This window comes from Bdellovibrio sp. HAGR004 (assembly GCF_055397015.1).
In genome coordinates this window covers 3446812-3472609 of record NZ_AP029176.1, presented here as the reverse complement: position 1 = coordinate 3472609, position 25798 = coordinate 3446812, and the positions used below count along the sequence as shown (strand labels likewise).

Genomic DNA, 25798 nt, shown 5'->3' with positions numbered 1-25798 from the left:
CCCCTCTCTGCATGTCGGCCCTAAAGTATGAACATTTGAATTTTTAGTCCAGAGAAAATATACTGGAAAAGCAGAATTTTTTAAGTCCTACGGAGGGGCCCGATTATGCATAAAGAATTGAATCCAGAATTGTTTGGGGAAAAGAAAGTGGCCAAGAGTTCCGCTATGGACAGCGTTTCTGCCATGGGGACAGCCCCGAACAGCTACTTGAATACGGACCGGCAGATTTTTGAACTGAAAGCCCAAAACCAGGCGTTGGCAGAACAGTTGAACAAGGTCGTTGCGACCGTGAACGAACTGATCAAAACATCCAACATCAAGTTTGAAAAACAGCACCACATGCTGAACCGCCTGGAGCAAAGCCACAACGGGCTTGCCACAGAAGCCGGCCAAAAGATCACTCAGCTCAGCCAGCGTGTGAACGAACGCAAAAGCTTGGATCTGAAAGTTCAGGAAATGGTGGATCGCCACAATAACGTGATCAAAAGCTTTGAAGTTCGTATGAACCATCTGCAAAAGCTTCTTGCGGAAAAAGAAGCTCAGATGATCGCAAGCCAAGCGGCTTTGAATGAAGCCAAAATGGAAATCTCCCGCTTGAAGCGTCTGTAAGATCCGAATCCTTCGCGGGCGGACCGTTGTCGGCGCTGCCCGCTACTGAACAGTACTTCCGCATAGAAAACTGAATGCGAGTTGTTTTGAGTTCGTCGAGATATCTAACCTATTTCGACATGCTTAAAAACATAATCACTCTTCTGACGCTTTTTCTTTCCATCACAACTCAGGCCGCCAATTGGTCTCAGACAAACGTTCAGGTTCTTCACGGGGATTCTTACAAGAAACCGGGGGATATCGCGTATTCCGCGACTGTCGTGACGTTTGAGCACCTCAGTCAATGGGACTACGGTACCAACTTCTTTTTCTTCGATATCACCAGTCCCGACACGGAAAGCAGCACGTCTTATTATGGTGAATTCTCACCCGCTATCAGTCTGAGCAAGATGGGGTCCTTCACGCCACCGGAATCCCTCCTGAAAGATGTTCTGTTGCAACTGAACTTTGAGATCCCGCAGGGACCCGCGCGCCGGGTAAATCTGGCCGGGGTGACTTTGGAATGGAAAGATGTTGGCTTTGACTATCTGGCCACGCAGTTTCTGTATCGCGATGCCATGGGGATTGATGGGCATACGGGGCAATTGACCGTGGCATGGTTAAAGCGTGCCGGTGGGGATTGGCTGCCGCTGGAGTTTTCTGGCTTCTTGGATTGGGCCGGGGTTGAAGGCACTTTGAAGGACAACGTGCACATTCAGGCAAACTTCCTGTACGACCTGAGTCGCAAGACAGCCCAAAAGGTGCCATTGAAAGTTGGTTTGGAATACAAATACTGGAGTAATAAATACGGCATCGATGGCCTGACTGAAAATGTCCCCCAGGCCAAGGTGCTTTGGATTTTTTAGAAAAGCGGGTGCTGGAAACCCAGCACCGAGCTTACATTTTCATGACTTTTTTATATCGGCAGGTGTTCAGGCCAAAAATCTGATAAGCTGGGCACCAGCCGACCAAACCTGTGACTAAGGGGATTGCTCCCAGCAGGAACCACGGATTTGCGGGGCCCACAAAAGCAAGACTGACCAATACAAGCCCGACGACGATTCTTAAAGTTCTATCTAATGAGCCTTCGTTTTTTTGAAAGACAGACATAAAGGCCTCCTTTTATAGGACAATTATATCCCCAAAGAGACCTGCTCGAATATGATCCAGGACATAAAACCCCGGTTGAAAGTCTATTGAGACGCTTTTTCCATACGTTTGATGAAATCCGGCGCCTTTTCAAACTGGGTCAATGTCAGAGCGTCAATCCACATACCGTGAGGATTGATAAAGACAACCGTTGGGAGTCCTTGGATATTGTACTTTTTCTTAAGCTCTTTGAGTTCTGCCGAATCTTTTGTGGCATCGAACTTCAACATGACGAATTTTTCTGAAAGTGCCCGGACTCGAGGATCTGTGAAAGTGTGTTCTTCCAGTTCGTGGCAGGCAGCACACCAGTCAGCCCAGAAATCAATGATCACGGGTTTTTGATCTTTGGCAGCCTGAAGCAGCAGAGCCTCAGAATAAGGTTGCCAGTTCATTTTCTGTATCTGATTGATGCTGGCGGTTCCCATCATCTGACTGCGTATGTAGGGACGCAAATCAAACGTTGCAATCACCATGTATCCGATACCCACAATTAAAACGGATTGCATCAGACCCTTTTGAATGTGTTGCAATGTGGATTTTCCCGCTGCTGGCAGGAAAGCTCCGTAGACACTGGCCAGAATGATCAATCCAACAGCCAGGGCGCCATCGAACCAACGATCCGGCAACAGCAGCTCCAGATAGTAATAGAAGGCCGACAACATCAGGGTGCCCAGAATGAATTTAAAGGCATTCATCCACGTGCCGGATCTTGGCAAGGCTTTCGCCAACTGATTGAAAAGTCCCAGTGCGATAAAGATCAAACCTAATCCCAAGGCATAAACGAACAGGTAAATGAATCCAAGGGTCTTGTTTTGTGTGGAGGCCACGTAAGTCAGAATCGCCACCAGCACCGGCCCCACACAAGGGCTTGCCACGATACCGGCGAACAATCCTGTCAGATAGACGCCTACAATTCCTTTTTTCTGGGTCCCACGTCCAAACTTATTGCGCAGGAATGCTGGCACTTGCAGATCATAAAGACCGTACATGGAAAGCGCCATTGCCAGGAAGATTGCACAGATAACGGAAAGCACATAAGGATTGCCCAGGCTGGCACCAAAGATGCCACCGCTGGAAGCTGCAATCAGTCCAAGAATAGAATAGGTCGTCGCAATCCCCAGAACATAGATACAACTGGTGAAAAAGTTTTGCAGACGTGTGCGTTCGTTCGAATGATTTCCCAACACGGCCAGGGTGATTGGAATCATTGGGAAGATGCACGGAGTGAAGCTGGTAAAGATTCCGGCCAAGAATACAAAGATCAGCCCGGCAAACATGCTGGAGCCAAGGTACTTCTGGAAGTTATCAATGCTAAAGAAGGATGTCGGTGCAGCCGTTGGTTGCACATCGGCTTCCATGATCTGAGATTCGCCTTCGACCTGGGTGACTGTTATGGGGACCTCAAGAGTTTTCACTGTCGGGAACAGGCAGAACTGATCGGAGCAGGCTTGATAAGTGAGCTCCATCTTCATTTTTGTATGGCGCTTCAGGAAGCGGTGAGGGGCTTCAATGTGCGCCGTCAGTGTGGCTTCGTTCTCTATCCCTGAGCGCATCTTTTTTGAAAACTTGTCATTCCAGGTGATCAACGGTTCGATCTTAAAGGGAGCCACCTTAAATCCATCTGGCTCCAGAATCACCACACTGAATTTATCTTCATAGGCGTGATAGCCAGCAGGCAGCTTCATTTTTATTTCAATGCTTCCGCCCTGACCCGGGCTCCATTCATAGGGAAGGACTTTGGTTTCCGCCAAAAGAGGGTCCGTGTCGTTTGGATCAGCGGCCCAGGACTTAGGACTTGCGAATAAAGAGAGAATTAAAACTACAACGTAAAACAGGCTGAATCTCATGTTTTTCCTCTTGGCCCGTCATAGTCCGTCTCCAGACTATGGGCAAGTTTATTTGCGGCTGCCTCAATATTAACACAGTTCGGTCCGATAGAGAAACTGAGAGGTCATAACTTATGGGTTTTGTAGGTATTCTCGTCGTATTTGTGATGGTTTTCGGGGGCTTCCTGATCGCAGGCGGTAACATGTCTGTGATCATCAAGGCAGCTCCACTGGAGCTGATGATTATCGGGGGCGCCGCATTGGGAGCTTATATCATTGCCAACCCAATGAAAATTATCAAAGCCGGTTTCAAACTCAGTATCAAAGCTATGACGGCCAAAGGGCCTCAAAAGCAGGATTACGTTGAGTTGTTGCAGATGATGTTCCAGCTTTTCCAAGCCTTCAGAAAAGAAGGGCCTCAAGGGATCGAGAAACACATTGAAGAGCCGGATAAGAGTGACATCTTCAAAGCTTATCCCAGCTTTATGCACAATCATCATGCCGTTCATTTTCTTTGTGACACGATGAAAATCACATTGTCTGCTGAGATGTCTCCGTATGACGTCGATGACCTTCTTGATGCAGATATCAAGGCGATTCACCACGAAGAACACATGGCTGTTCACGCAGTACAGACAGTGGCTGACGGTTTCCCTGGTCTGGGGATCGTTGCCGCGGTTTTGGGTATCGTAAAAACGATGGCCCATTTGACCGACGGGGTTGAAAAGATCGGTGCCTTGGTTGCAAGCGCCCTGGTTGGTACGATGCTAGGGGTTTTCGGAGCCTACGGTCTGATTGGTCCCACAGCGACGAAAATGGGCGCAGATATCGATGCTGAAGGTCGCTATCTTCAATGTATCAAAGCTGCGATGGTGGCGTTGCAAAGAGGCGCACCACCGATTGTATGCGTAGAGTATGCACGCCGTTCGATCATGCCAGAAGAAAGACCTTCTTTTGAAGAGATCGACAAGGCTACAAAAGAAATTAAGAAAGCCGCTTAACCGGCGACTGGAACTAAACTATGGCAGAAAAAAAACAGACGATAGTCATCAAGAAAATTATCGTATCGGGCGGCGGTCACCACGGGGGTTCCTGGAAGGTGGCCTTGGCCGACTTTATGACAGCATTGATGGCCTTCTTCCTGGTGATGTGGCTGGTGGGGCAGTCTGAAGAAACCAAAAAAGCGGTTTCTGATTATTTCTCCACTCCGTCTGTTATTGAATACAACTTCCAGAACTTCGGTGCGGAAATCACTCTTGAAAAATTGTTCCTGGATATTTTGAACGAGCCTTTGAAGGCCTTCCAAAGCTTCATGGAACCGGCGGACAAAACCCCGAACCTGCTGGATATGGGCTCCACAAAAGTGGTGGCGGCTTATCTGGCGGATCAGATGACCGACGTGGCGAAGAACGTCACAGTGACTCCGGAAGGGTATGACTTTGATATTCCTGATTACATGTTGTTTGAACGTGGTTCGGCGACACCGAATGCGAACTTCGTGAAGGTCATGGACAAAATCAAAGGCATCACAACAGGCTTGAAAGATGCCAATATCAAACTGACTTCCGGTTTGTTCGTGCAGGCAGTTCCCGATGCCAGCCTGATGACGGCTAATAAAGTGGCGGCGGAACGCTATGATATAGTTCGTAACAAGATTCTGGCTTCTTTGGAAAATAACACCGTGGATGTTTCCGGTGGTATCAATGTCAAAGAAAAACGCGGGGAAGTGGACCCGGCAAAACTGGTGGGCTTCATTCGTGTGAAGATCGCCCAGAAGGAAATCACTTCCGATGGCAGAAAGCCACGCAAGCTGGACACCTTGTTCGGGCCTTCGCGTGTGGATATGTCTGTGTATGACAACTTTGTGAACCAGATCAGCAACCGCAAGAAAGCGGAAAAGCCGGATCTAAAGCAACAGGTCGATCAGGATCTGAAAGAAGAAGCGGGCTTCACAGCTCCGTCTTCGCAGACAGAATAAAGAAGTAATCCCCAGCGCCGTTAAACTGAGGGCTTTCACTGGTTCCGGTGAGAGCTCCTTCAAAGAAGATCACACCCCATTTTCGTCCTAACCCTGTGCGGGCATCGAAGTAAGGATTGATGGAATCCACCTCGGGGGTGTTGTACCCAACCTCGTTATCCCATTTCCAGTTACCAAAGACATCCATGGTGTTTCCAAAAGCAAAGCGTGCTGAGCGTTCTTTGCTGGCTTCCCAGTTGGACAGGGCATCGTACATGATCCGTGATTTCCACAGATGCAGGTGCAGACTCAAAATGTTGCCGTTGTGATCGCCACCGTTATAAAACTGGCTTTCGCTGTAACCGATAATCAGGTTGGCATTGGGTGAAAAATCAACTTTGATATCGGCATTCAGGCGCAGATTGAAATGATCGTCACCTTGTTCATAGTTTGTGTTGGAACCCCAAACTCCAAGTCGGAACTGCGAGCCAAAGTTAAACCAGAATGAACCCTGCAAAGCCGGTGAATGGTCTGATTGGGAAAGTCCATATTCCACATAATGGGAAAGCAGACTCACGTCTCCGGAAAGATCGAAAGTGGGGGACGTGCTGGCTTTGGAGTTTAAGGCCCCTAAAGTGCTCAATAGAATAACGGTAAAAGCAATGTATCTTCGCATAGATAGTCGTCTCATTGTGACTTAAAGACGTGGGAAAAACAAAGTTTTCGCAGGGCCCCTGCAACGGGAACTGGACCAAAAGCCCAAGGACGGGTAGATTGGCCCGCTATGAATCTGGATTTGCCCCTAAACGAATACACATATGTTGCCTTTGATACTGAAACCAGCGGAGCTTATCCGATCGGATTTGACGTGGTCGAGTTCGGGGCCGTGAAGTGGTACAAGGGGGAAGAAGTCGGGCGCTTGCAGTTTTTGTTCAAACCGCGCGAACTGATGAGTGACTTTATCATCGGCATCCACGGCATCACCAATGAGATGGTAAAGGATGCCCCTTTAATCTCTGAAAAAATCCAGGAGATCCACGAATTCTTCAAGGGTGCTGTGGTGATGGCACACCATGCCCCTTTTGATCTGGGATTCATGGCCATTGATTTTGAAAAGGCTTTTCTGCCTGTTTTGACTGAGCCTGCTTTGTGCACCAGTCTGCTGTCCAGAAAGTGGATTCACGGCGTGGACAATCACAAGCTGCAAACCTTGGTGAAGCACCTGGGAATTGATGGCGGTCAAGCGCACCGGGCTTACGACGATGCTAAGGCCTGCCTGCACGTGGGACTGGCTTGTTTTGCCAAGATGCCACCGGAAATGACTTTGGCCGGAGCCATCAAAAGTCAGGGGAAGAACCTGCAATGGAAAGACTACTCCATCAATGCGCTGACGGCGGCGCCCATCAAAACTCTGATCGATGCCATTCAGACCAAAAAAGATGTCGATATGTCCTATGAAGGTGGATCCAACAAAGGTGAAACCCGCCGGGTCACACCGATTGGCATCGTTCGCAATCCCGATGGCGACTATCTGTACGCCTTCTGTCACAAAGATCAGTCGCATAAAAGATACTATTTAAATCGTATCAGTGATGCCCAGGTGATCTGGATTTAGTCTTCGTCGATATTCCAGCTAAGTTTGCTTTTCTTTTTGGACTTGTTTGGGGTCAGGTCAAAGCGTTCTTTCATTTGTTCCAGATCCTGTTTGTGGGCGCGGATCTTCAGCACAACGCCATTGCCTTCATAGTTTTCTGAAAGCACGCGCATTTTGCTGCGGATTTCGCCGATGGCCCCTTGAGTTGTGTAAGGAATCAGGACGTCTTCCTCGATCATCTCTTCTTCAAAGTGTTTGACCAGTTTGGCATGCAAAGCGGCCACATCGTCAGGGTTCTTTGCAGACATGAAGTGAGCAGTTGGGAATTCTTTTGCCAACTCGGCTTCTTGTTCCGGCGTCAGGCGATCGCGTTTATTGAAAATCAGGAAACTTGGCAGATCGGCCGCACCGACTTCGGCCAAAACCGTGCGCGTGACTTCCAGCTGGGATCGGAACGTCGGATCAGAGCAGTCCACAGTGTAAAGTAAAAGCGAAGCATTGGCCGCTTCGTCCAAAGTGGATTTGAACGAGGCCACCAGATCGTGCGGAAGTTTTTTGATAAAACCAACGGTGTCGGAAACCAGAATACGAGGACGGGTCTCTGGATAAAGAACACGGACCGTGGTGTCCAGGGTCGCAAACAGTTTGTCGGCGACAAGAACATCACTGCCAGTCAGAGCACGCATTAAAGAGGACTTTCCAGCGTTGGTATAACCCACCAAAGCGACGGAAATTTCCTGATCACGACGAGCCCGGCGCTGATCCAGTTCCTGTGATACGGCGGCCAGCTCTTGTTTCAGTTCTTTGATGCGGTCGCGGATTTTACGGCGATCCAATTCGATGCTGGTTTCCCCGGCACCTTTACCACCACCACCCTGACGATCGTCATCCCCTAAAGCCTCGCGCATGCGCGGGGCTACGTATTTTAAGCGAGCGATTTCCACCTGGGAACGAGCCGCTTTGGTTCTGGCATGACGACTGAAGATCTCAATGATCACACCCGTGCGATCCAAAACCTTGGCACTGGTGGCGCTTTCAACAAGCTTTAATTGGGAAGGCGAAAGGTCACAGTCAAAGACCACAACTTCGGCCGTTTCTTTGGGAGCTGAGTCAGCAGAAGCATCCAGATCCTCTGCTCCTTGTTCGACATCAAAGACCTCTTCGACGTCGTCCCCGAAAAGATCGTCCTCTTCGTCCTCTTTGTTTTTGCTGAACTTCAGGGCGGCCTTGTGTTTCTTCTTCACAAAAGACGGCGCCACTTTTCCAGTGCCACCGGTCCATTCTGCCAGTTCCATCAGTTTTCCATCCCCAAGGACTGTTGCTGTCTTCGTGGACGTACGACGCTGGGACATTTGGCCGACAACCTCATAGCCCAAAGTGGTGACCAGACGGGAAAGCTCCGTCAAGGACTCTTGGGTCTCTTCATAAGTGGTGCGAGGGGTTTGGATGCCGACAAGGACTGCCTTCAGAGGTTTTGTTTCGTTCATGGCGAACGGTATAGCACAGGCCCATGGAAAAGCCAGCGAAACCCCTGAAATTATTCAGGGTTCAAAGATGAGTTCGGGTCGGAGTGTAACAAATACCTGGGCTTATTCGCTTTCAGAGTACTCGATGACGTTGACGGTGCGCTCTTTTTTGATCTGGTGCAGGCGTTTGTTGACCTCTTCCGCCAATTCTTCCAGATGCTTGAACTCGTCACCGGCGCGCAATTTTAGATTGGCGTTGGCTTTTCCTTCCAGGGCTTCATTCAGGAACCTTTCAAATGCATACAAAGGCCCTGCGATACGGTGGGAGATCAGGCGACCGACCGCGAACAGGATCGCGCAGAAAGCGACAGAGATAATCAGGAACGTGATTACAAACGGCACCAGAAACTTGTTCAGCAGAAAAGCATTATTTCCGACCAGCTCCTGAATCGTTACGCGCATATAGGTGTAGGAAAACACCGAGCAAATCAAAGTCAGACTTAAACCCACGCCCATCAGAATGAAGCAGTATTTCAGCTGGAAAGGCATATTCACCCAGTACTGCTTGCGCACGTTATTTTCCGGCCACAGCAGTTCTCCCTCACGAATGATCGCATAGACGATCAATCCATAGCCCAGCCATTGCAAGGCATCGGCGATGTTAAAGGCCGGACTGGACAGGGACGGAGTTCCCAGGACAATGAAGTCGACCACGTAACCCCAGACGATACGGTCGGTGACATTCCCGATGATCCCGCCAATCAAGATGGACAAACCCGAACGCAGAGTCAGGGACTTGATCGGCAGCAGATACTGAATCAAGGCGTAGGTCGCCAGCAGGAAAGCACCGCCGGTGGATAAAGACACAATACGCAGAACAGACGGAAGGTCTGAAAACAGTCCCAACATCGCACCGTGATTGTGGTGCAGAACGAAGTGCACCGGACCGAAGGATTTAATCTGGGTGATGCCAGTGGCCCATACTTTTGTGATGCGGTCCAAAGACCACGTCGCTAGAAGAGGAAGAATCACAATTAGCCATTCGCGTTTTTTCATGCACTTCAGTCTAACAATTCACACAAGGACTTGCGAACGAAAAAACCTCTCATTACCATCGTCTAGAAAGCGGGTGAAAAAGGTCCATCCGACTGCGTTGGCGGGACGCCTTCTCACTTCGACGTGCCACGGGCACGCCTGCGTTGCGAGGGCATCCCTCCGCCTTGCGGCTGAACCTTTTTGACCCGCTTTCTTTTGCTTCTGAGCTGGCTTTTCTCATTGGGATTGGAGACTTCGTGAGATTTCTTTTGAATGTTTGTTTGATTGTTTTTGTAGCAGTTTCGGCGCGGGCCGATGAGAAGTTTGGGGATGTTCAGAGAGAGTTTGAGGCTTTGGCTAAGAAGTATGGGGTGAGTACCAAGGATGTTGGTATCTATGCGACCATTGGTGAGGGGGAGGAGCTGAAGACTTTGCTGGACGTGAATGGTCAGAAGGTGATGATTCCGGCCTCTATTTCCAAGGTGGCGACGGCTTCGGCGGTTTTGGCGTCTTTTCCACCGGGGTACAAGTTCAAAACTCAGTTGCTGACCACAGGGGATGTCAAAAATGGCACCTTGAAAGGGAATATCTATCTGAAAGGCGGCGGTGATCCGTCGTTTGTTTCTGAAAATATGTGGTTCCTGGTGAACGCGTTCACGCGTGCGAAAATCAAGAAGATCGAAGGGGATATTGTCGTTGATGATTCTCTGTTTGATAAGATTCGCTACGACATGAGCCGCCAAAAAGAGCGGGTGGATCGCGCCTATGATGCGCCGGTCGGGGCGATGAGTTTTAACTGGAACTCCGTGAATATTTTCGTTCGTCCCAACGGTGTGGGAAATGGGGCGGATGTTTCCATTGATCCTGAAAATGATTACATCCGTCTGGTGAACAAAGCCAAGACTGTCGCGGGTTCGGCGAACAAACTTTTGGCGGACCGTCAGGAGGACAAAAAGTTCGATGGTGATGTGATTCATGTCGGCGGCAGCATCGGGCAGGGTTTGAAAGAGGTGGTGGTCTTTAAGAACATCACGCAGCCCGACCTTTGGGCAGGCTACAATTTGAAATCTTTTCTGGCACAGCGGGGAATTCAACTCACCGGAAACATCAAAAATGGTGTCACACCAGAGAAGGCTGAACTGGTTGCCGAATCAGAAAGCAAGGCGATCGAAGCCATCGTGGCCGACATGAACAAGTTCTCAAACAACTATGTGGCAGAGATGCTGACAAAGAATATGGGGGCCGTGAAAAAAACAAAGGGTGCTTCATTGGCAGATGGCGTGGCTGTTTTGAATGAGCACATGCAAAGTCTGGGTGTGCCGGCGGATCAGTATCATTTGCAGTCGCCGTCGGGTTTGACTCGCGATAACAAAATGTCATCGTTCGCTATGTGGAAGGTCCTGCAGCATTTACGCAACGACTTCCGAGTCCAGCCGGAGTTCCTGACCTCCTTGCCGATAGCAGGGGTTGATGGCACGCTGAAGAAGCGCATGAAAAACTCTCCGGCCGAACGCTGGGTGCGTGCGAAAACGGGATTCCTGACTGGCGTTGTCTCCTTGGCGGGTTATGCGGGTTTGGAGGACGGTCGAGTTGTGACTTTCTCTTTCGTTTACAATGGTTCTACGGATGAGACGAAGATTCGTTCGTTTTTTGATAATTTACTTATCTATCTTGTAAAATAAGCCGAATAAAACTGTGGAAGGTGGACCTCCATGATGAAATTTAGTGTCTCAATTCTATACGCAGTTCTTTTGAGTGCGCCGATGGCGATGGCTCAAGGGGATCTTGCTTCTCAGGTCGTTCCACAAGTGATGGGAAGAAATCCGGAGGAAAGTCGTCCTTGGCGTGCGCCGGTGTTTTCTGGTCAGGAGTCCTTCTTAGGCTATCATGACGAAGCTTTTGCAATCCCGAAGGGCATGGAAAAGCAGGTTCAGTTCTGGGTGGATATCTATACCAAGTACTCCACGAATCAGGGTGTGATCCATGATGCTGAAAATGTCGAGACCGTTTATGAAGTGGTCGATTTGACAGGTCTTGTGGGTGAACGTGCCCAGCAGAAGAAGATCGATGAGGTTAAAAAAGTCATCGGTTTGAAACTTTCCCAGGAAGAAAGGGACCGTCTTCGCTTCCAGTTGGGTCAAAAGGATCGTATGCAGGATGCGATCTTCTATTCCGGTCGCTACATTGAAGAGATGGAAAAGATCTTCCGTGATGCCAAGGTCCCGGTCGAGCTGACTCGCCTGGCATTCGTTGAAAGCAGTTTCAATATTATGGCGCGCTCCAAAGTCGGGGCGAGCGGTATCTGGCAGATCATGCCCTACACGGCAAAACCTTATAAAATGATTACCCCGACAGTGGACAAACGCAACCATCCGATGGAAGCAACCAAGTTGGCGGCGAAGCTTCTTCGTCAGAACTACGGCATGTTGCAATCCTGGCCTTTGGCGGTGACGGGTTACAACCACGGTCCTACGGGCGTGCGCAAGATGACGGAAAATTATAAAACCCGTGAGTTGGGTGAGTTGATTGCCAATGTTCGTTCACGCAAAAGCTTCGGCTTTGCGTCCCGTAACTTCTACGCCAGCTTCCTAGCGGCAGTGGAAGTGGAAAAGAACGCAAACAAATATTTCGGATCTGTGGTGTGGTCCAAGCCTTTGGATGCCCAGGATCTGAAGTTGCCAGTATCAGTGAAGTATAAAGAGATCGTCAGTTGGTTTGACGGTGATGACCGCAAGGCTCAGATCTTCAATCCCCACCTGACATTCAAAGCCCGCAAAGGTCATCCGATCCCTGCGAAAACAGTGATTGCCGTCCCTAAAGACAAGTACAATGTGGCTTTGATTTCCCTGGCCCGCCGTGACCGCATGGTGGCAATGGAACGAAAATAAATCCGAAATTAAATCAGGTCACAAAAAAAGGGAGCTTTGCAGCTCCCTTTTTTATTTTCTAAAAGTCGATCTTAGATGAAGTCACCTTTGCTGCGGTTTACAGTCGCCGCAGGAGCCGGTGCCGTTGCATTCATATCCAGATACTTGTGGAAGAGCTGATAGATCTCTTCAACGATGGCCGCATCATGGATGGCAGTCGGGTTGTCGATCGCCATGGTGTTAGTCAGGCCGATAAAGGCATTGACCATGATGTAGGAGATCTTTTCCATATCGCGACCCGGGATCTGAGGCAGGTTGTAGCGAACAACTTCCTGGAAGAACCGGATGGACTCGGACATATAAGCAGCTTCGGCTACATAGTACTGAATGGTGGTCAGTTTAGAGCGAAGTTCTGAGTTACGGCGAGTGGTCTCCACAGCAAGTTCGATCATTCCCTTCACACGCTGTTCCGGTGGAAGTGGAGAGATGGCGCGCATTTTCTCACTGAAGATGCGTTTGTCTTCCTCCAGGATATTCTTCACCACGGCCTGAACCACGGATTCTTTGTTGCCAAAGAATTGGTACAAAGACCCGATGCTAACGCCAGCCTCTTTGGCGATTTTATCCGTCGTGATAGAGTAAAAGCCTTCACTTACTAGCAGGCGAGAACAGGCATCCAAGATAGTCGCAACTGTCTGGCGTGAACGTTCTTGAGTAGGTGCCTTGACGATAATCTTAGTTTTCTTCGTTTTTTCTTCCGGTGGCATCATGATTAACGAATACCCTTTCTGTGGACCCGAAGTCCGTGAGGACAGAATAGGTTCGTCTGGACGCGTGGGCAAGTCTGGTTTTTTACAAACCTGTAATGTTTGTAAATAAAATCTTAAGAATAATGTGAGGCTTTCTTCGACGAAAACTACTGAAGCTCTTGATCGCAGTACTGGAGCGCTCTTTGCCCGTTCGCAGGGTAACTCATGCTTTGGGCGAGTTTATTACACTGCTTCTTTGAGATCGTCTTATTAAAGTGACGCAGGCACTCCCAACGGGCTTCATCTCCTGAATCTGGGAACTCCATAGCCTTCGTGATGGTATGGCATTCCTTTAACGTCGGACGCGTGCGCAGATCATAAAGGCAAATCAAACGTGCATCTTCGGCGTTAGTAGAATACTCCATGTTGGCCGCGATGTTAAGACACTGGGCCACAGAGATCTGTTGTTTCTTTTGTTTAAGGCATCGCAAGCGCAGATCGTCTCGTTGGTCCATGGCAAGCTTGGCGGTCTTGGAAACCTGGCAAAGACCCGAAGCCTGAGCCTGGGACAACCCAAATCCGATCATAACTGCAGCAGCCAACAAGAACTTCAACATACGTAAAAACCTCTCTCAAGGAATCCAGACATCCATTTAGCAAGGCTCTGGCCAACCTTTTATGCATTTAGAGGCTACCTGAAGGCAAGTGACTGTCTCAATATTTGACAGCAGGCACATTATTGGCTGGAAAGACTCCACCCCGGGTCGACTATTTCAAAAGTCGTTGGGCTTCGATGACAGCGGCTTGTGCATCAACCAATCCTGCGCCGAACTTGTTATGATCATTCGGAGTTAATGGCAGGGCTGTCTTTATCAGCAGGGACTTGATCTGTGCGGGAGTCAGTTTTTTGTTGGTGGCTTTGATCAGGGCCACGACCCCCGCGACGTGCGGTGAAGCCATGGAAGTTCCAAACGTTTCAAAGTAATTGGTCCCAATCGTCTGCAAAGACACGACCGGATTTTTCCCGGCAGCAAGCAAAGATCTCAGCTCCCAACCCAGTTTCGCATCAATCAAGTAGGCGCTGGCAAAGAGCGAATTTTCTTTTTCAAACAAACGGACGTCCGTGTATTGGTCATCCGTATTGTAGATTAGAACGTGGCGAGAACCTGCAAGCATGGCTGACCTGATCTGATCTGCAAAGTCCTGATTTGTTTTTGCAACCAGAGCGATCTTTCCAGTCAGATCTTTTCCCTTAAAATCCTCGGGACGACCCCAACCGCAATCGACGACCGTCATATCCTGAGGATTCCAACTGGGCGTGGTTCCCATCATCAAATCAATCGAAGACTGAATCCGGCGGGCACCCACCTTCAAAGTCAAAAAGCTTTTGCGACCTTTGCCCACTGGATAGGTTGAAATCACCTCCACACCCGGAGCCACCACGGTCACTTCTGGTCCGTACTGGGAAAACGACGCGATTTCCATATTTCTATCCACGGCCCCGACAGCAATCACTGAAGGATAGGCCGCGGGGAAAAGAACACTGTCGATGCCGTAATTGCCCGTCGCCGCCACCACAGAAATACCGGCACGATCCGCACGCAAGATCGCCTCTTGTTCTGCGGGGGACGAACTTGTAGAGCCCAAAGACAGATTGATCACGTCGACTTTTTCACTCACGCCCCAATCCAGTCCTTCAATCATCGCAACGTTGTTGCAACCCATTTCACTGCATACGCAGCCAGCTAGAATTTTAGCTTTCGGGGCCACACCGGCAAAGCCCGCATTGTTTTCGACCGCGGCCACCGTGCCTGCGACGTGAGTTCCGTGACCGGTTTGATCAGTGAAGTCTTCACCTTTGCTCAGGCCGGTAAAGTCACGGCCTTTTTCAAAGTTGTCTTTCAGGGAGGGGTGTTTTGGGTCAATGCCGGTATCCAGCACCAGCACGCGGATGCCCTGACCTTTCCCGGCGAGGTCCCAGGCTTGGGGGGCTTTGATAGCTTCCAGGCCCCAGGTTCTTTCTGCTCGGTCAATGGCGATATTAGCCAAACGGGATTGTTTTTGCGGGCGCAGGCCCAGGGGATGGTTGTGCTCCTTTTCCACATAGCTGACGCCGGGAAGATTTTTAAGAGCTTGCAGCTGCGACTCGTGTGGGGCTTCGACGATGAAGGTGTTTAAATTCTTTAGATGCTTTTGAACTTTGACGGGAAGTCGTGCGGTTTCAAAGGCCTGGCGGTCCTTCATGAACACGATGGCGCGACCGGCCTGGGCAGCAGGAGTTAAAAGAACGCTCAACAAGAAAGTAAAAAAGGTGAACTTCATCGTCGCTAGAAGTTCACCTTTTCATGTCTTTATGTAAAGGGGTGGCCGGGGGGCCTTGAAAGCTTTACCGGAGTGTCAAAAGACTTTACGGGCGATTTTCTCTTTCAGAGCTTCTGCCACCCAGAACTGCACACCGTGATGTTCTTGGATGTTCTTCATGTACTGGCGGACCGTCTTGTCTTTGATCTGCACGTTGTATGATAGGAAGCGGAAGACGATCGGCGCAAAGAAGGCATCGGCGATACAGAAGTCACCAAACAGATAAGGTCCCTCACTGACTTTTAGGGCGGTTGTCCACATCTGTAAAATGCGCTCAATGTCTTTGATAGTGCCCGGAGACAGATGTCTGACGTCCCCTTTGTGTTGCAGATCCATGCTTAGTTGTGCCCGCAAAGAGGCAAAACCAGAATGTACTTCCGCGGCATAACTTCTTGCCAGGGCTCGGGCTCCGATGTCTTCAGGCCACAGCTGCGCTTCAGGGGAAAGTTCATTGATATATTCAGCAATCGCCAAAGAATCCCAGATGATGATTTTGCCATTGCGAAGAGCGGGAACTTTGCCTGCAGGGGAGTATTTCAGGATCTTCTTTGCCGTGTCAGGCTGATCCAGAGTGATATTGATTTCCTTAAACGGCAGGCCGGACTGAACGGCCACCAGCCACGCACGCATGGACCAGGAAGAAAATGTTTTATCCCCGATGATCAAATCAAAGAAAGGCTTGTCGCTGTGAACGTGATAGGCCACGAAAATACCTCCGGTATTGTTGAAGTGGTGCTGCCAGTCTAAACGGCCGGGGGACTCTCGGCAAGGGTCATCTCAAACGGTGGTGGTGATGCCGAGCTTCTTTCTTGTTTCTTGTGAATATACTTGGCCCAAAGCTTTTTCACCCAGTGGTGAGTCAGAGGATTGGCAAAGTGGCGCTGATCTTTTTTTTCAAAGACCGCGATGGCACATTTGTAGTTCATTTTCTCGATGTGACCCTGGATCGTAGCCCCCAGGCGTTCACACATGGAATCCACTTTCAGATCCACGCGGGGAGTCCCGACCACCAGGTCGGCAGGTGATTGATCCATGTAGAATAGTCCCAGTCCTGTCAGTATCTCGCCCCAGGGAATTTCCTGGGACTGCTTGCGCCAAAGGGGCGACAGGGTGAAGTATTCCATCGTCATGATCTTGCTGCCTTGTTTAGTGACTGATTTTACAAATTGGGGATCAAGATCTTTGAAGTAGTTGTGGTTGCGGTGGGCGTGCAGATTCAGATCGAAAGTGGTGAATAGATTAAATCCCACCACTTCATTTTTATAAAGCAACACCCCGGCGGCATGACAGCGGAAGAAGTCATCGTAATCCAGTTCGACACCGGCGCTGTTAAGCACATGACCGAACGTTTCTTCCCAAAGTCCGAAGACTTCATTGAGGAGCTCTTTTTGGGAATCGCACACATGATGAAGAGGAATGATTTGATAACTGATGCTTGGCATACATCAAGCATGAAGTTGATACCGTTAAAATACAGAGTCCAAATCTGAGAAATTAGACCTTTGCAGGAGTATCTGTGCTAAAAAACAAAAAAGGACGCCAAGTTCAGCGTCCTTTTTAGAGTATATTTTGTTTTTACTTTCCTTAAGGCTTGAAGATCGGACCGCCGCTTTCCAACACCCGGTAAGGGTTGTCGGCGTATTCGATCATGTACAACACCGGTTCTAAATTCTTTCTTTGCACTTCGGGAATGATTTGAGCACCGGGATAGAAGCCTCCACCGCCCCAGCCGCTGTTGGCTGGATCCAGCTCAAAGGTGAAAGAGATGATTTTGTGTTGCCCATAGGACCAGTCGGTGGTGTCTCCACTGGCAATATATAATTCAGAAGACTGTTGAGGGCGATAGCCGTTCCATTCTGCCATCTTTTTTGCCATCACTTCATGAACTTGTTTGTCGCGGCTGTTGGCGATGCCTTCGTACTGATGCCCCCAAGGGTAAAGAATCAACTGTGAATAGGTGTGGAAGGAAAGAAGACTTGTGATATTCTCGTGCGCTTCCACATAGTTTTTGATCGCTTGAGTTTCCGGTTCGCTAAAGGCGGAAGGTCCACGATAGGTATCACTGCCAGGGCTTGTGCTGGCACCGCCGCCGCCCCAACCGTAGCCATAGTTACGATTCAGATCGACTCCGTAGGTGCCGTTGCTGTTCTGGCGGCGATTTTTTCTCCAGGATTTATAGCTGCCAGTGGAAATGTCATACTCAGCACCATCTGGATTGACCATTGGGATGAAGTGCAGATCGCGTCCGTTCACCAGACGTTGGATGCGCGGATTGCCGTTGGCGTATTCCGTTAGCAGGTATTCGATGTAATAAATTGGCAGCTCAATGGACAGATGCTCACGGGCATGGTGTCCGCCCATGAAGATCGCCGCCGGGAATGAATCCGCCTGAGCAAGGTCCCCAGAGATTCTCACAGCCCAGATGTCACGGCCTTCCAAAGATTTTCCTATAGAGTTCATTTGAGAAATACCGGAGTGTTGTTGCGTCAGGGTGCGGAGCTTGTCGGTCATTTCGGCATAGTTATGAAAAGCGGCATCCTTGGCAGGGAAGTCCATGGCTTCAGTCAATGGGAAGCTGACCTCCAGAAGCCCCAGTTCTTCGATGGCTTTCTTTTCATCCAGGCTGCCCACTGCAATCACATAGTCTTCGCGCGTGGTTTCAATCGTCGCACCGGTATCGGCAATCAGACTTCGTTGAAACTTGTCGGTCGCGCGAACTTTCATCCAGTATTGATTGGTATCGACAGATTGTGCGTTTTGGATTGGCAAAAGTGCCATCGCTGCAACGGCGACAAGGCTCAGCCATTTTGTGATTTTCATAACCCCTCCTTGGGTTTCTGAGATTCTCAGATACCATATTGTGAGAGGATTTTATGTTAGGGTACAAGGCTTAGGTAGAGTCGTGCCGACCTAGGTCCAGCTTGTCGGGCTACCAGCGAATAGGTTCGGGTTCAATATCCACGCCGAATTTGTTTTTCACATCCAGGGCCACCTGACTTGCCAGCCGCCAAACATCTTCCGCCGTCGCTCCACCGTGATTCACCAACACCAGCGCCTGCTTTTCGTACATGCCCACGGGGCCAAGAGTTCTGCCCTTCCAGCCGGTTTGATCGATCAACCAGCCTGCAGCCAGCTTGAACTGACCTTGTTCATAAGGGAAGCTGACCAGATTGGGATAAGTGATCAGAAGTTGATCCCGCAAGGCCTGTGTGACAATCGGATTTTTGAAAAAGCTCCCAGCATTGCCGATGACTTTGGGATCCGGCAATTTACTTTGACGGATATTGATCACGGCTTTGGCAACGCTGCGTGCATCCAAAGTCCACCCCTGGCGTTCGACTTCCTTGCGGATATCGCCGTATTCCAGTCGTAAGGTGTTTTTCTTGGGCAGACGGAAAGTCACATCCCAGATCAGATACTTGCCGGCACCTTCTTGTTTAAAGAAACTATCCCGATACGAGAAGCGACAATCCTTGTTCGAAAAGACTTTCGTTTCACCAGATATCAGTTCCAGGCAGGTGACTTCCCACAGGCTGTCTTTCACCTCAACACCATAGGCGCCGATATTCTGAATCGGGGCAGCCCCCACGGTTCCGGGGATCAATGAAAGGTTCTCCAGTCCCCAATAGCCTTGCGCCAGGGTCCATTGCACAAACTCGTTCCAGATGTCGCCAGCCTGGGCTTTGACGAACCAGTAATCAGTGTCTTCGTTGATCAGGGACCAGCCTTGATTGGCGACTTTCAGAACCAAACCCTGAACCTTGTAGGGGAGTACCAGGTTGCTTCCGCCTCCCAGGATCTTCCAGTTCATCTTTTTGACTTGAGAATCATTCAATAATAAGTGCAGATCTTCGGGCTTATGCAATTCCACGTAATGCTCGGCTTGCGAACGCAATTGAAGGGTGTTGGAAGAGCTAAGGTCTTGATTTGTGTGAATCTGCATTAAGCAGAGATCATATTAGAAGCTGCCAGTTTTGGCCATCATTCTTTCGAGGATTTGGTCTTTATGGATAAAGCAAATGCCAAGTCCCAACCCTTTGCTCCAAATCACCTCTGCGGCCACGTTGTGAGTCCGTTCGACGGTGTCTAGCTTAACTGTGAGATTTAGCAAATCACCTTTTTGAGGGACATAGTCGCCTTGAGACACTTCCAGGAATGCGCCGGTTTGCGAGAGATTGCGAAGTTTGGCCACCAAAATCCCGATGTGGCCATAGACTTCAATATGCGCCATCTCTTTTGTTCTATAGCGTTTTGCGGCTGTCTTTGAACTCATCCGACACTCTCCGGGATAAAGTGCTTGCTCTTATTCTCGGAGAAAAAATCGTGTTGGTAGAGTCCAAAATGGTGCGTTCTCAAATTGGGACCTGATTCTGGACCCTACTTTCGCAAGTAGGTCAGAAACGAAAAAGGTATGGGCGTTTCGACATCCCGACGGTGAGTCTGGGTGAAAACATTTTGGTCAATTTCAGGGTAATAAGTGTCGCCCGGAAATTCTTGGTGGATCAGCGTCAGATAGATTTTGTCCGTGATCGGCATAGCTTGTTTGTAGATCTCACCACCACCAATGATGAACACTTCATCCCCCCACTTTTCAGTCAGGGGCTTTGCATGTTCAACGGCTTCTTCGATCGAAGATACAAAGACCACAGGACTTGATTCGGTCGAAGGGAAGCTGTGTTTGGACGGATCGCGCGTGATGACGATGTGATAACGGTTTGGCAGTGCACGACCGTTGAAGGAATCAAAGGTCTTTCGGCCCATGATCATGACGTGACCCTTGGTGGTCTCGCGGAAAAACTTCATGTCCTCGGGAAGATGCCAGGGAAGTCCCCCTTGCGCCCCGATCACGCGGTTTTCAGAGCAAGCCACCACATGAGTCAAAATCATACTGCCACCTCGGCCTTGATCGCCGGATGTGGATCGTAGCCGACAATTTCAATGTCTTCATACGTGAAGTCGAAAAGATCTTTCTTCGCAGGATTCAGTTTCAACTGTGGCAGCGGGCGAAGGTCGCGGCTGATTTGCAGCTTGGCTTGCTCCAGATGATTCAAATACAAATGAGCGTCCCCCAGTGTGTGAACAAAGTCACCCACTTCAAGGTCACAAACCTGCGCGATCATATGAGTCAACAATGCATAGCTGGCGATATTGAACGGAACGCCCAGGAAGATATCCGCGCTGCGCTGATATAGCTGGCAGGAAAGCTTTCCGTTGGCCACGTAGAACTGGAAGAAAGCGTGGCAAGGCGGCAGGGCCATTTTGTCAACGTCACCAGGATTGAACGCCACAACCAGCAGACGGCGGGAATTTGGATTCTTTTTGATTTGTTCCACCACATTTGTGATCTGGTCAATCGTGCGTCCGTCAGCGGTTTCCCACGAGCGCCACTGTTTGCCATACACCGGACCCAGGTTGCCGTTTTCATCGGCCCATTCGTCCCAGATGGTCACTTTGTTGTCGTGAAGATACTTGATATTGGTGTCACCTTTAAGGAACCACAAAAGCTCATGGAAGATGGAGCGGGTGTGAAGCTTCTTGGTCGTGACCAGGGGGAAGCCTTCCTGCAGGTTGTAGCGCATCTGATACCCGAACATGGAAATCGTACCCGTGCCTGTGCGGTCTTCTTTTTTTACACCCTGTTCAAGCACTGTTTTGATGAGATCATGATACTGCTTCATTCTGCCTCCTTGCGATCGCCCGCCCCGGTGAAAAGCGGGTGTTTCTGTCGCCGAACATTCTATTTTAGCTTCTTGCCTTGTCCACGTGAAAAGTAGTCCCAGATGAATTTGCCGCAGGGGCCTAACTCCTTTGCGGAGTGTCGAGCGATGCTGGCGTGAAGGGTGATCGGCTTTTGTCCTAGCGTCACGAGGGATTTTTTCTTGATTTCCTCTTTAATTGCGAAGTCGGGCATGCGGCCGTAACCCAAGCCGCCCTCCAGAAACACTTTTTTGGTTTGCAGATCCTGCACGCTGATGGTGTTGGACTGATTCACGATACCACCTGAGCGGTCGGAGCTTTTCACCGTGCTGGAAAGAACAATCTGAGGATACTTCTTCAGATCCTCGGTGGTGGGTTTTTTCAGTTTTGCCAAGGGATGCTTGGCTGAACACACCATCACCATGTCCACAGTGAAAAGCTCCTCAGTGATGAGGAGTCCTTTTTCGTTAAAGATCGTGCCTAGGGAAATGTCGGCATGGTCCTCCAGCAGTTGTTCATCTGTACTGAGAACATCGTGAATAATTTTGATCTCCGTCTGGGGGAAGCGTGAAGAGAATTCCTTCAGCGCGCCGACCAAATTCGGGAGGGGCCACAGCGCACTGACGGCCAGACGGATGATCGGTTCATGTCCTCTTTTTAAAAACTCAGCAGTTTCCCCCAGTTCATCGAACTGAAAGATCAGGTCATTGGCTTTCTTTAAAAAAGCCCGGCCCTGGGGGGTCAATGTCGGACGGTACTGGTCGCGGCTAAATAATTTAAACCCCAGTTCGTCTTCCAAAGTGCGCATGGAGTAACTGACCGCGCTCTGGGCGCGATGCAATTCCTGGGAAGCGGCTCGGAAGCTTCCGGAAGTAACAATGGTTTTAAGGACTTGCAGTTGATCCAGCGTCATACCAGAAAAGTATATCAAAAAATTAGATCATGTTAATAGAAAAATTATAATTTTTTTAGATCATTTTATTTTGTATGATATTTCCTGACGCCAACAACTATGCAAAGAAGCAACAGTACGGGCGCAAAAATATAGCTACAATGGCGTAGCGCTCGAAGAGAGGAGTTCTTTATGATGTATCAACGTAAATCTGCCGACAGAGGCTATGCGGAATTTGGCGGCTGGCTGAAATCCATGCACACATTCTCGTTTGCCGACTATTACGACCCTAAATTCATGGGCTTCCGTGATTTGCGTGTGATCAATCAGGACTGGATTGCGAAATCTTCCGGTTTCCCCACTCATCCTCACCGCGACATGGAAATCATCACCTATGTATTGAAAGGAACTGTGGAGCACAAAGACAGTCTGGGGAACGTCGGCCAGATCAAAGCGGGCGAAATTCAGACCATGCACGCCGGAACCGGCATGCGCCACAGCGAGTACAATCCGTCACCAACGGAAGAGCTTCAATTATTCCAGATCTGGATCATGCCGGATGTGGCCGGGGCTAAGCCGGGTTACACACAGCAGTCCTTCACTCGGGAGCAGAAGCTCGACCAGTTCAAGCTGATTGTTTCCAAAGACGGTCGCGAGGGCAGTCAGATGATCAATCAGGACGTGAACTTGTACGCGTCTGTTTTCACTGAAGGTCATGAACAGGAATTCAAACTTCGTCCCGGTCGCGCTGCCTGGTTGCAACTGGCAGAAGGCGAGCTGGAGGTCAACGGTCAGGTGTTGAAATCCGGCGATGGCCTGGCGGTGGAACAGGAAGAGTCCTTGCAGATCAAGGCTCTGAAGGAAACCGAGTTCCTGCTGTTTGATCTGCGCTAGGTTTTTAAAATAAAAAAGGCGGAGTGAATGCTCCGCCTTTTTTATTTTGAGGAAAGGCGTTGCTCGCAGAGAGTGCCTTGGCCGAACGTCGGGGGAATGAAATGTCCCCCGCTTTCTAGTGATGATGATGTCCTTCCGGTTTTACGCGGGGAATGACTTTGAAGTCATAGGTTTCGCTTTTGCCATTCACTTTGAAGGTCACTTTCAAAGTTTCATCCGCCTTCACTTCGCGGATCGGGTCGAATAGCATGATGTGATTGCCGCCCGGTTTCAGATCCACAGAGCCCTTCGCGGGGATTGTCAGCTTTTCCACTTTTTGCATGGCCATGCGGCCTTCCTTTTCGATGGTCTCGTGCATTTCCACGGCTTTAAATGGCTCCACTTTTTCGATAGTCACGGCGACTTCTTTGCCGGTGGTGTTGGTGAAGGTGCCATAGCCCGCTGTCGCCGAGCTGCCTTTCAGTGGCGCAAAGATGCGCGCTTCAATGATGTTAAGTGAGTTCTTGGTTTCTTTGGCTGCAAAGGCCACGGGACTGAATGCCAAGGCCAAAGCGGCCAGAGTCATCATTTTCATAAATTCTCCTTAATTTTTTGCACAATCTCTTCGGCAGAGCGTGGGCTTGGAATGGAATCCACGACGATGCCTTTTTTATTTAAAATAAAAATACGATCCGTATGCGCGATGGAATAACCCAAGTAGGATTTTGGATTTTCCTCAACCATATAGGTGGCGCCGAAGGGTTTGATGGCCAGATCAATGGCTTCCTGTGTTCCAGTCAGCCCGATAAACTCCGGATTGAACTGTTTGGCATAAGTGGAAACCGACTCGGCGGTGTCATTCTTGGCGTCCACACTGATAAAGATCAATTGCACTTGAGAGACCTCTTTGGAGGTCAGCATCTTAAGCGCCTGTGCGGAAAAACTTAAAGCCATCGGGCAGACATCCGGGCACTTCGCATAGCCGACATAAAGCAAATTCAGTGGTTTTGCGTGTTCAGAAAAGGTCCACATGTTCCCTTCGTGAATCAGGCTAAAATTTCCACCCATCCGGGGGCCTTGTTGGGAATACCACAAGCTGACGCCTAAGGCGGTTAAAGCGAGGACGGCGGCAAAGAAAGAGGTAAGTATTTGTTTTTTGAGGGAGTTCATTGTTTGTATATAAAACCCAAAGGGGCGTTCCGCCAAGCTGTAGCATCGCACGTGCAACATCATGCTGCGGGGAAATTATCTTTTGACTTTCATTTCGGCCTTTCGTAGTTTGGCCCGGTAGTTAGGGAGTAGTCGAAAATCTTCCCAGATTTTGTTTAGGCCGACATACTGAGTGATGAACTCCGGTTTAAACGCAAAGGATCCTCAAGATCCGCTGTTGACGAGACTGACACGAGTGTTTTTAACAAAGCACCGTGTGGTCTCGTTTTCTTTTTGAAGCAGCCTCACGGTCATAACTGTATCGAGGGTGCAAATGGAAGCAATCATCAATTCATTCTTACTAGTCGCCGCCACAGAGATGGGTGACAAGACCCAACTGTTGGCGTTGGTTTTAGCGTCGAAATATAAAAAGCCCTGGCATGTGATGGGTGGTATTTTCGTCGCCACAGTATTAAACCATGCTCTGGCCGCCTGGGCGGGGGGATGGATCGCCTCTACGATCCCAAGTCAGTGGTTAAGCTGGGGATTGGCGCTGACTTTCTTTGGATTCGCTCTTTGGATTCTGATTCCTGACAAAGATGATTCCGACACCAATGATATGAAGTGGGGAGCCTTCTGGACGACAACAGTTTTGTTCTTCTTCGCAGAGATCGGTGACAAGACTCAACTTTCCACAGTGGCATTGGCGGCTAAATATCAAAGTCTGACTCTGGTCACTTTGGGCACCACGATGGGGATGTTGTTCGCCGATGGCTTGGCCGTGGTCTTTGGCGAAAAGTTGACGCAAAAAATCTCTATGAAGTGGATCAACTATGGGTCGTCCGCTTTGTATGTTTTGTTCGGTGTCGGCATATTGATGCGTTAAGGGCTGTATAAAAAGGTGACAGATAAGTTTTGCAAAAGCCTAAGTGATTGAAAACAAAAGGTCTTTCCCCCTTTTCGCAGAGCCGATTATTGCGTCTGGAAAGGGGGGCTTGGGGCTCCTATACTCTCACAGTTTCTAAGTTCTATCAGCCTGTGGGAGTATTATGAAAAAGCAAACCACCATGTTCTTCACTGTTCTTTTGGCAGGAGTTATCTCTCAGGCAGCGCCTGTTGTGAGCAAAACCACCACAGAAGTTTTGGGGTTTTCCAATATTCTGGGGACGGATGCAACTTCGTGCAGTTACTCGGTTGAAAACCGTAAAGATTTAAAAGGCCGTGATGAAGTGGTGGTATCGCTGGCATCAGATAAGGAAACGTCGATCACGGACTCCATCCGTATTCCAGCGGACAAGCTGCCTTTGAAAGAGGGCGTGTTGCAGGTGCGTCCCGGTTTAAGCATCACTTACAAAAAAGGTGTTCTGACTAAAAAAGAAAAACTGCCGTCTGAAGGTCCTTCTGGCCAGGACTATCAAGTGATGATGGTGAAGGTCAGTCCGGATTTGAAAGTTGTTTCCTTGGGCTATGCGCTGGATTCTGTGAAAAGTCTTTTCTCTGAAAAAGCCCTGGCCGAAATCAACTGCACTTTCTAACCAAGCGACGATTCTGAAAATAAAAAAGGAGCCTTGTGGGCTCCTTTTTTGTTTTCATCC

28 protein-coding genes are annotated in these 25798 nt (G+C 49.4%); 10 read left to right on the top strand and 18 right to left on the bottom strand.

The window, feature by feature from the left end; translation table 11 throughout:
• Window positions 1-105 precede the first annotated feature (105 nt).
• Together ACZ5ZV_RS17210 and ACZ5ZV_RS17205 are read left to right on the top strand one after the other, a co-directional pair.
• Window positions 106-609, top strand: a complete 504-nt coding sequence (locus ACZ5ZV_RS17210) for a hypothetical protein (RefSeq protein WP_464118423.1) — start codon at window positions 106-108, stop codon at window positions 607-609.
• An 86-nt stretch (window positions 610-695) separates the two neighbouring features.
• A complete protein-coding gene (locus ACZ5ZV_RS17205; protein WP_464118422.1) occupies window positions 696-1454 on the top strand; it encodes a DUF5020 domain-containing protein in 759 nt (252 codons plus the stop codon).
• A 31-nt stretch (window positions 1455-1485) separates the two neighbouring features.
• Here ACZ5ZV_RS17205 and ACZ5ZV_RS17200 read toward each other — a convergent pair whose 3' ends face one another.
• Window positions 1486-1698: a YgaP family membrane protein gene (locus tag ACZ5ZV_RS17200; RefSeq protein WP_464118421.1), complete on the bottom strand. Its 213-nt coding sequence runs from the start codon at window positions 1696-1698 to the stop codon at window positions 1486-1488.
• Between the two features lie 83 nt (window positions 1699-1781).
• The gene (locus ACZ5ZV_RS17195; RefSeq protein ID WP_464118420.1) at window positions 1782-3584 is read right to left on the bottom strand and encodes a protein-disulfide reductase DsbD family protein; all 1803 of its coding nucleotides are present in this window, start codon (window positions 3582-3584) and stop codon (window positions 1782-1784) included.
• 113 nt (window positions 3585-3697) lie between these two features.
• On the opposite strand from ACZ5ZV_RS17195, the gene motA reads away from it, so the two are divergent.
• Entirely contained in the window at window positions 3698-4564 is an 867-nt protein-coding gene (motA, locus tag ACZ5ZV_RS17190; protein WP_464118419.1) for a flagellar motor stator protein MotA, read from the top strand.
• 20 nt (window positions 4565-4584) lie between these two features.
• Window positions 4585-5541, top strand: coding sequence for a flagellar motor protein MotB (locus tag ACZ5ZV_RS17185; protein ID WP_464118418.1), 957 nt, complete (start codon window positions 4585-4587; stop codon window positions 5539-5541).
• On the opposite strand, the gene ACZ5ZV_RS17180 is transcribed toward ACZ5ZV_RS17185, so the two are convergent.
• The gene (locus tag ACZ5ZV_RS17180; protein ID WP_464118416.1) at window positions 5513-6211 is read right to left on the bottom strand and encodes a TorF family putative porin; all 699 of its coding nucleotides are present in this window, start codon (window positions 6209-6211) and stop codon (window positions 5513-5515) included. The two genes, ACZ5ZV_RS17185 and ACZ5ZV_RS17180, sit on opposite strands and share 29 nt — an antisense overlap.
• Window positions 6212-6304: 93 nt before the next feature.
• Here ACZ5ZV_RS17180 and ACZ5ZV_RS17175 point away from each other — a divergent pair, with 93 nt between their 5' ends.
• Window positions 6305-7135 (top strand): exonuclease domain-containing protein, encoded by an 831-nt coding sequence (locus ACZ5ZV_RS17175; protein WP_464118415.1) that lies wholly within the window; start codon window positions 6305-6307, stop codon window positions 7133-7135.
• Here ACZ5ZV_RS17175 and hflX read toward each other — a convergent pair.
• Both hflX and ACZ5ZV_RS17165 read right to left on the bottom strand, forming a co-directional pair.
• A complete protein-coding gene (gene hflX / locus ACZ5ZV_RS17170; protein ID WP_464118414.1) occupies window positions 7132-8601 on the bottom strand; it encodes a GTPase HflX in 1470 nt (489 codons plus the stop codon). The genes ACZ5ZV_RS17175 and hflX overlap by 4 nt on opposite strands.
• A gap of 102 nt (window positions 8602-8703) precedes the next feature.
• Window positions 8704-9636, bottom strand: a complete 933-nt coding sequence (locus ACZ5ZV_RS17165) for a signal peptidase II (RefSeq protein ID WP_464118413.1) — start codon at window positions 9634-9636, stop codon at window positions 8704-8706.
• 236 nt (window positions 9637-9872) lie between these two features.
• Between ACZ5ZV_RS17165 and dacB the strand changes: the two genes are divergently transcribed.
• Together dacB and ACZ5ZV_RS17155 are read left to right on the top strand one after the other, a co-directional pair.
• Window positions 9873-11297, top strand: a complete 1425-nt coding sequence (dacB, locus tag ACZ5ZV_RS17160; protein WP_464118412.1) for a D-alanyl-D-alanine carboxypeptidase/D-alanyl-D-alanine endopeptidase — start codon at window positions 9873-9875, stop codon at window positions 11295-11297.
• Between the two features lie 30 nt (window positions 11298-11327).
• Complete coding sequence (locus ACZ5ZV_RS17155) at window positions 11328-12503, top strand: lytic transglycosylase domain-containing protein (RefSeq protein WP_464118411.1); 1176 nt, start codon at window positions 11328-11330, stop codon at window positions 12501-12503.
• Between the two features lie 71 nt (window positions 12504-12574).
• On the opposite strand, the gene ACZ5ZV_RS17150 is transcribed toward ACZ5ZV_RS17155, so the two are convergent.
• The 11 genes from ACZ5ZV_RS17150 to ACZ5ZV_RS17100 all read right to left on the bottom strand — a co-directional run bounded on the left by ACZ5ZV_RS17150 (window position 12575) and on the right by ACZ5ZV_RS17100 (window position 22220).
• Window positions 12575-13252, bottom strand: a complete 678-nt coding sequence (locus ACZ5ZV_RS17150; RefSeq protein WP_464118410.1) for a TetR/AcrR family transcriptional regulator — start codon at window positions 13250-13252, stop codon at window positions 12575-12577.
• A gap of 146 nt (window positions 13253-13398) precedes the next feature.
• Complete coding sequence (locus ACZ5ZV_RS17145) at window positions 13399-13848, bottom strand: hypothetical protein (protein ID WP_464118409.1); 450 nt, start codon at window positions 13846-13848, stop codon at window positions 13399-13401.
• Between the two features lie 151 nt (window positions 13849-13999).
• Window positions 14000-15553, bottom strand: a complete 1554-nt coding sequence (locus ACZ5ZV_RS17140) for a S8 family serine peptidase (protein ID WP_464118408.1) — start codon at window positions 15551-15553, stop codon at window positions 14000-14002.
• 75 nt (window positions 15554-15628) lie between these two features.
• Window positions 15629-16297, bottom strand: a complete 669-nt coding sequence (locus tag ACZ5ZV_RS17135; protein ID WP_464118407.1) for a glutathione S-transferase family protein — start codon at window positions 16295-16297, stop codon at window positions 15629-15631.
• A 38-nt stretch (window positions 16298-16335) separates the two neighbouring features.
• Window positions 16336-17034, bottom strand: a complete 699-nt coding sequence (locus tag ACZ5ZV_RS17130; protein WP_464118406.1) for a hypothetical protein — start codon at window positions 17032-17034, stop codon at window positions 16336-16338.
• A 142-nt stretch (window positions 17035-17176) separates the two neighbouring features.
• Window positions 17177-18412: a M14 family metallopeptidase gene (locus ACZ5ZV_RS17125; protein WP_464118405.1), complete on the bottom strand. Its 1236-nt coding sequence runs from the start codon at window positions 18410-18412 to the stop codon at window positions 17177-17179.
• Window positions 18413-18521: 109 nt separating this feature from the next.
• Entirely contained in the window at window positions 18522-19535 is a 1014-nt protein-coding gene (gene murB / locus ACZ5ZV_RS17120) for a UDP-N-acetylmuramate dehydrogenase (RefSeq protein WP_464118404.1), read from the bottom strand.
• A 15-nt stretch (window positions 19536-19550) separates the two neighbouring features.
• Window positions 19551-19865 (bottom strand): PilZ domain-containing protein, encoded by a 315-nt coding sequence (locus ACZ5ZV_RS17115; protein ID WP_464118403.1) that lies wholly within the window; start codon window positions 19863-19865, stop codon window positions 19551-19553.
• 104 nt (window positions 19866-19969) lie between these two features.
• Window positions 19970-20479: a dihydrofolate reductase gene (locus tag ACZ5ZV_RS17110; RefSeq protein ID WP_464118402.1), complete on the bottom strand. Its 510-nt coding sequence runs from the start codon at window positions 20477-20479 to the stop codon at window positions 19970-19972.
• Window positions 20476-21270, bottom strand: a complete 795-nt coding sequence (locus ACZ5ZV_RS17105; protein ID WP_464118401.1) for a thymidylate synthase — start codon at window positions 21268-21270, stop codon at window positions 20476-20478. Before ACZ5ZV_RS17105 ends, ACZ5ZV_RS17110 begins: the two co-directional genes overlap by 4 nt.
• A gap of 59 nt (window positions 21271-21329) precedes the next feature.
• A complete protein-coding gene (locus ACZ5ZV_RS17100; protein WP_464118400.1) occupies window positions 21330-22220 on the bottom strand; it encodes a LysR family transcriptional regulator in 891 nt (296 codons plus the stop codon).
• 153 nt (window positions 22221-22373) lie between these two features.
• Between ACZ5ZV_RS17100 and ACZ5ZV_RS17095 the strand changes: the two genes are divergently transcribed.
• Window positions 22374-23075 carry a pirin family protein gene (locus tag ACZ5ZV_RS17095; protein ID WP_464118398.1) on the top strand — a complete coding sequence of 234 codons (702 nt, stop codon included), beginning with the start codon at window positions 22374-22376 and terminating at the stop codon, window positions 23073-23075.
• A 115-nt stretch (window positions 23076-23190) separates the two neighbouring features.
• Here the strand turns inward: ACZ5ZV_RS17095 and ACZ5ZV_RS17090 are convergent, their stop codons facing one another.
• Entirely contained in the window at window positions 23191-23649 is a 459-nt protein-coding gene (locus ACZ5ZV_RS17090; RefSeq protein ID WP_464118397.1) for a copper chaperone PCu(A)C, read from the bottom strand.
• Window positions 23646-24122, bottom strand: coding sequence for an SCO family protein (locus tag ACZ5ZV_RS17085; protein WP_464118396.1), 477 nt, complete (start codon window positions 24120-24122; stop codon window positions 23646-23648). Before ACZ5ZV_RS17085 ends, ACZ5ZV_RS17090 begins: the two co-directional genes overlap by 4 nt.
• A 415-nt stretch (window positions 24123-24537) precedes the next feature.
• Here ACZ5ZV_RS17085 and ACZ5ZV_RS17080 point away from each other — a divergent pair, with 415 nt between their 5' ends.
• Entirely contained in the window at window positions 24538-25089 is a 552-nt protein-coding gene (locus ACZ5ZV_RS17080) for a TMEM165/GDT1 family protein (protein ID WP_464118395.1), read from the top strand.
• A 163-nt stretch (window positions 25090-25252) separates the two neighbouring features.
• A complete protein-coding gene (locus ACZ5ZV_RS17075) occupies window positions 25253-25738 on the top strand; it encodes a hypothetical protein (protein WP_464118394.1) in 486 nt (161 codons plus the stop codon).
• Window positions 25739-25798: the final 60 nt, after the last annotated feature.

Coding starts and splice junctions, on each gene's coding strand:
- motA (WP_464118419.1), top strand. CDS start 3,698: ATGGGTTTTGTAGGTATTCTCGTCGTATTTGTGATGGTTTTCGGGGGC.
- ACZ5ZV_RS17130 (WP_464118406.1), bottom strand. CDS start 17,034: ATGCCAAGCATCAGTTATCAAATCATTCCTCTTCATCATGTGTGCGAT.
- ACZ5ZV_RS17195 (WP_464118420.1), bottom strand. CDS start 3,584: ATGAGATTCAGCCTGTTTTACGTTGTAGTTTTAATTCTCTCTTTATTC.
- ACZ5ZV_RS17080 (WP_464118395.1), top strand. CDS start 24,538: ATGGAAGCAATCATCAATTCATTCTTACTAGTCGCCGCCACAGAGATG.
- ACZ5ZV_RS17115 (WP_464118403.1), bottom strand. CDS start 19,865: ATGAGTTCAAAGACAGCCGCAAAACGCTATAGAACAAAAGAGATGGCG.
- ACZ5ZV_RS17085 (WP_464118396.1), bottom strand. CDS start 24,122: ATGGGTGGAAATTTTAGCCTGATTCACGAAGGGAACATGTGGACCTTT.
- ACZ5ZV_RS17110 (WP_464118402.1), bottom strand. CDS start 20,479: ATGATTTTGACTCATGTGGTGGCTTGCTCTGAAAACCGCGTGATCGGG.
- ACZ5ZV_RS17175 (WP_464118415.1), top strand. CDS start 6,305: ATGAATCTGGATTTGCCCCTAAACGAATACACATATGTTGCCTTTGAT.
- ACZ5ZV_RS17145 (WP_464118409.1), bottom strand. CDS start 13,848: ATGTTGAAGTTCTTGTTGGCTGCTGCAGTTATGATCGGATTTGGGTTG.
- ACZ5ZV_RS17125 (WP_464118405.1), bottom strand. CDS start 18,412: ATGAAAATCACAAAATGGCTGAGCCTTGTCGCCGTTGCAGCGATGGCA.
- ACZ5ZV_RS17090 (WP_464118397.1), bottom strand. CDS start 23,649: ATGAAAATGATGACTCTGGCCGCTTTGGCCTTGGCATTCAGTCCCGTG.
- ACZ5ZV_RS17105 (WP_464118401.1), bottom strand. CDS start 21,270: ATGAAGCAGTATCATGATCTCATCAAAACAGTGCTTGAACAGGGTGTA.
- hflX (WP_464118414.1), bottom strand. CDS start 8,601: ATGAACGAAACAAAACCTCTGAAGGCAGTCCTTGTCGGCATCCAAACC.
- ACZ5ZV_RS17140 (WP_464118408.1), bottom strand. CDS start 15,553: ATGAAGTTCACCTTTTTTACTTTCTTGTTGAGCGTTCTTTTAACTCCT.
- ACZ5ZV_RS17210 (WP_464118423.1), top strand. CDS start 106: ATGCATAAAGAATTGAATCCAGAATTGTTTGGGGAAAAGAAAGTGGCC.
- ACZ5ZV_RS17155 (WP_464118411.1), top strand. CDS start 11,328: ATGATGAAATTTAGTGTCTCAATTCTATACGCAGTTCTTTTGAGTGCG.
- ACZ5ZV_RS17165 (WP_464118413.1), bottom strand. CDS start 9,636: ATGAAAAAACGCGAATGGCTAATTGTGATTCTTCCTCTTCTAGCGACG.
- ACZ5ZV_RS17075 (WP_464118394.1), top strand. CDS start 25,253: ATGAAAAAGCAAACCACCATGTTCTTCACTGTTCTTTTGGCAGGAGTT.
- ACZ5ZV_RS17180 (WP_464118416.1), bottom strand. CDS start 6,211: ATGAGACGACTATCTATGCGAAGATACATTGCTTTTACCGTTATTCTA.
- murB (WP_464118404.1), bottom strand. CDS start 19,535: ATGCAGATTCACACAAATCAAGACCTTAGCTCTTCCAACACCCTTCAA.
- ACZ5ZV_RS17185 (WP_464118418.1), top strand. CDS start 4,585: ATGGCAGAAAAAAAACAGACGATAGTCATCAAGAAAATTATCGTATCG.
- ACZ5ZV_RS17095 (WP_464118398.1), top strand. CDS start 22,374: ATGATGTATCAACGTAAATCTGCCGACAGAGGCTATGCGGAATTTGGC.
- ACZ5ZV_RS17150 (WP_464118410.1), bottom strand. CDS start 13,252: ATGATGCCACCGGAAGAAAAAACGAAGAAAACTAAGATTATCGTCAAG.
- ACZ5ZV_RS17200 (WP_464118421.1), bottom strand. CDS start 1,698: ATGTCTGTCTTTCAAAAAAACGAAGGCTCATTAGATAGAACTTTAAGA.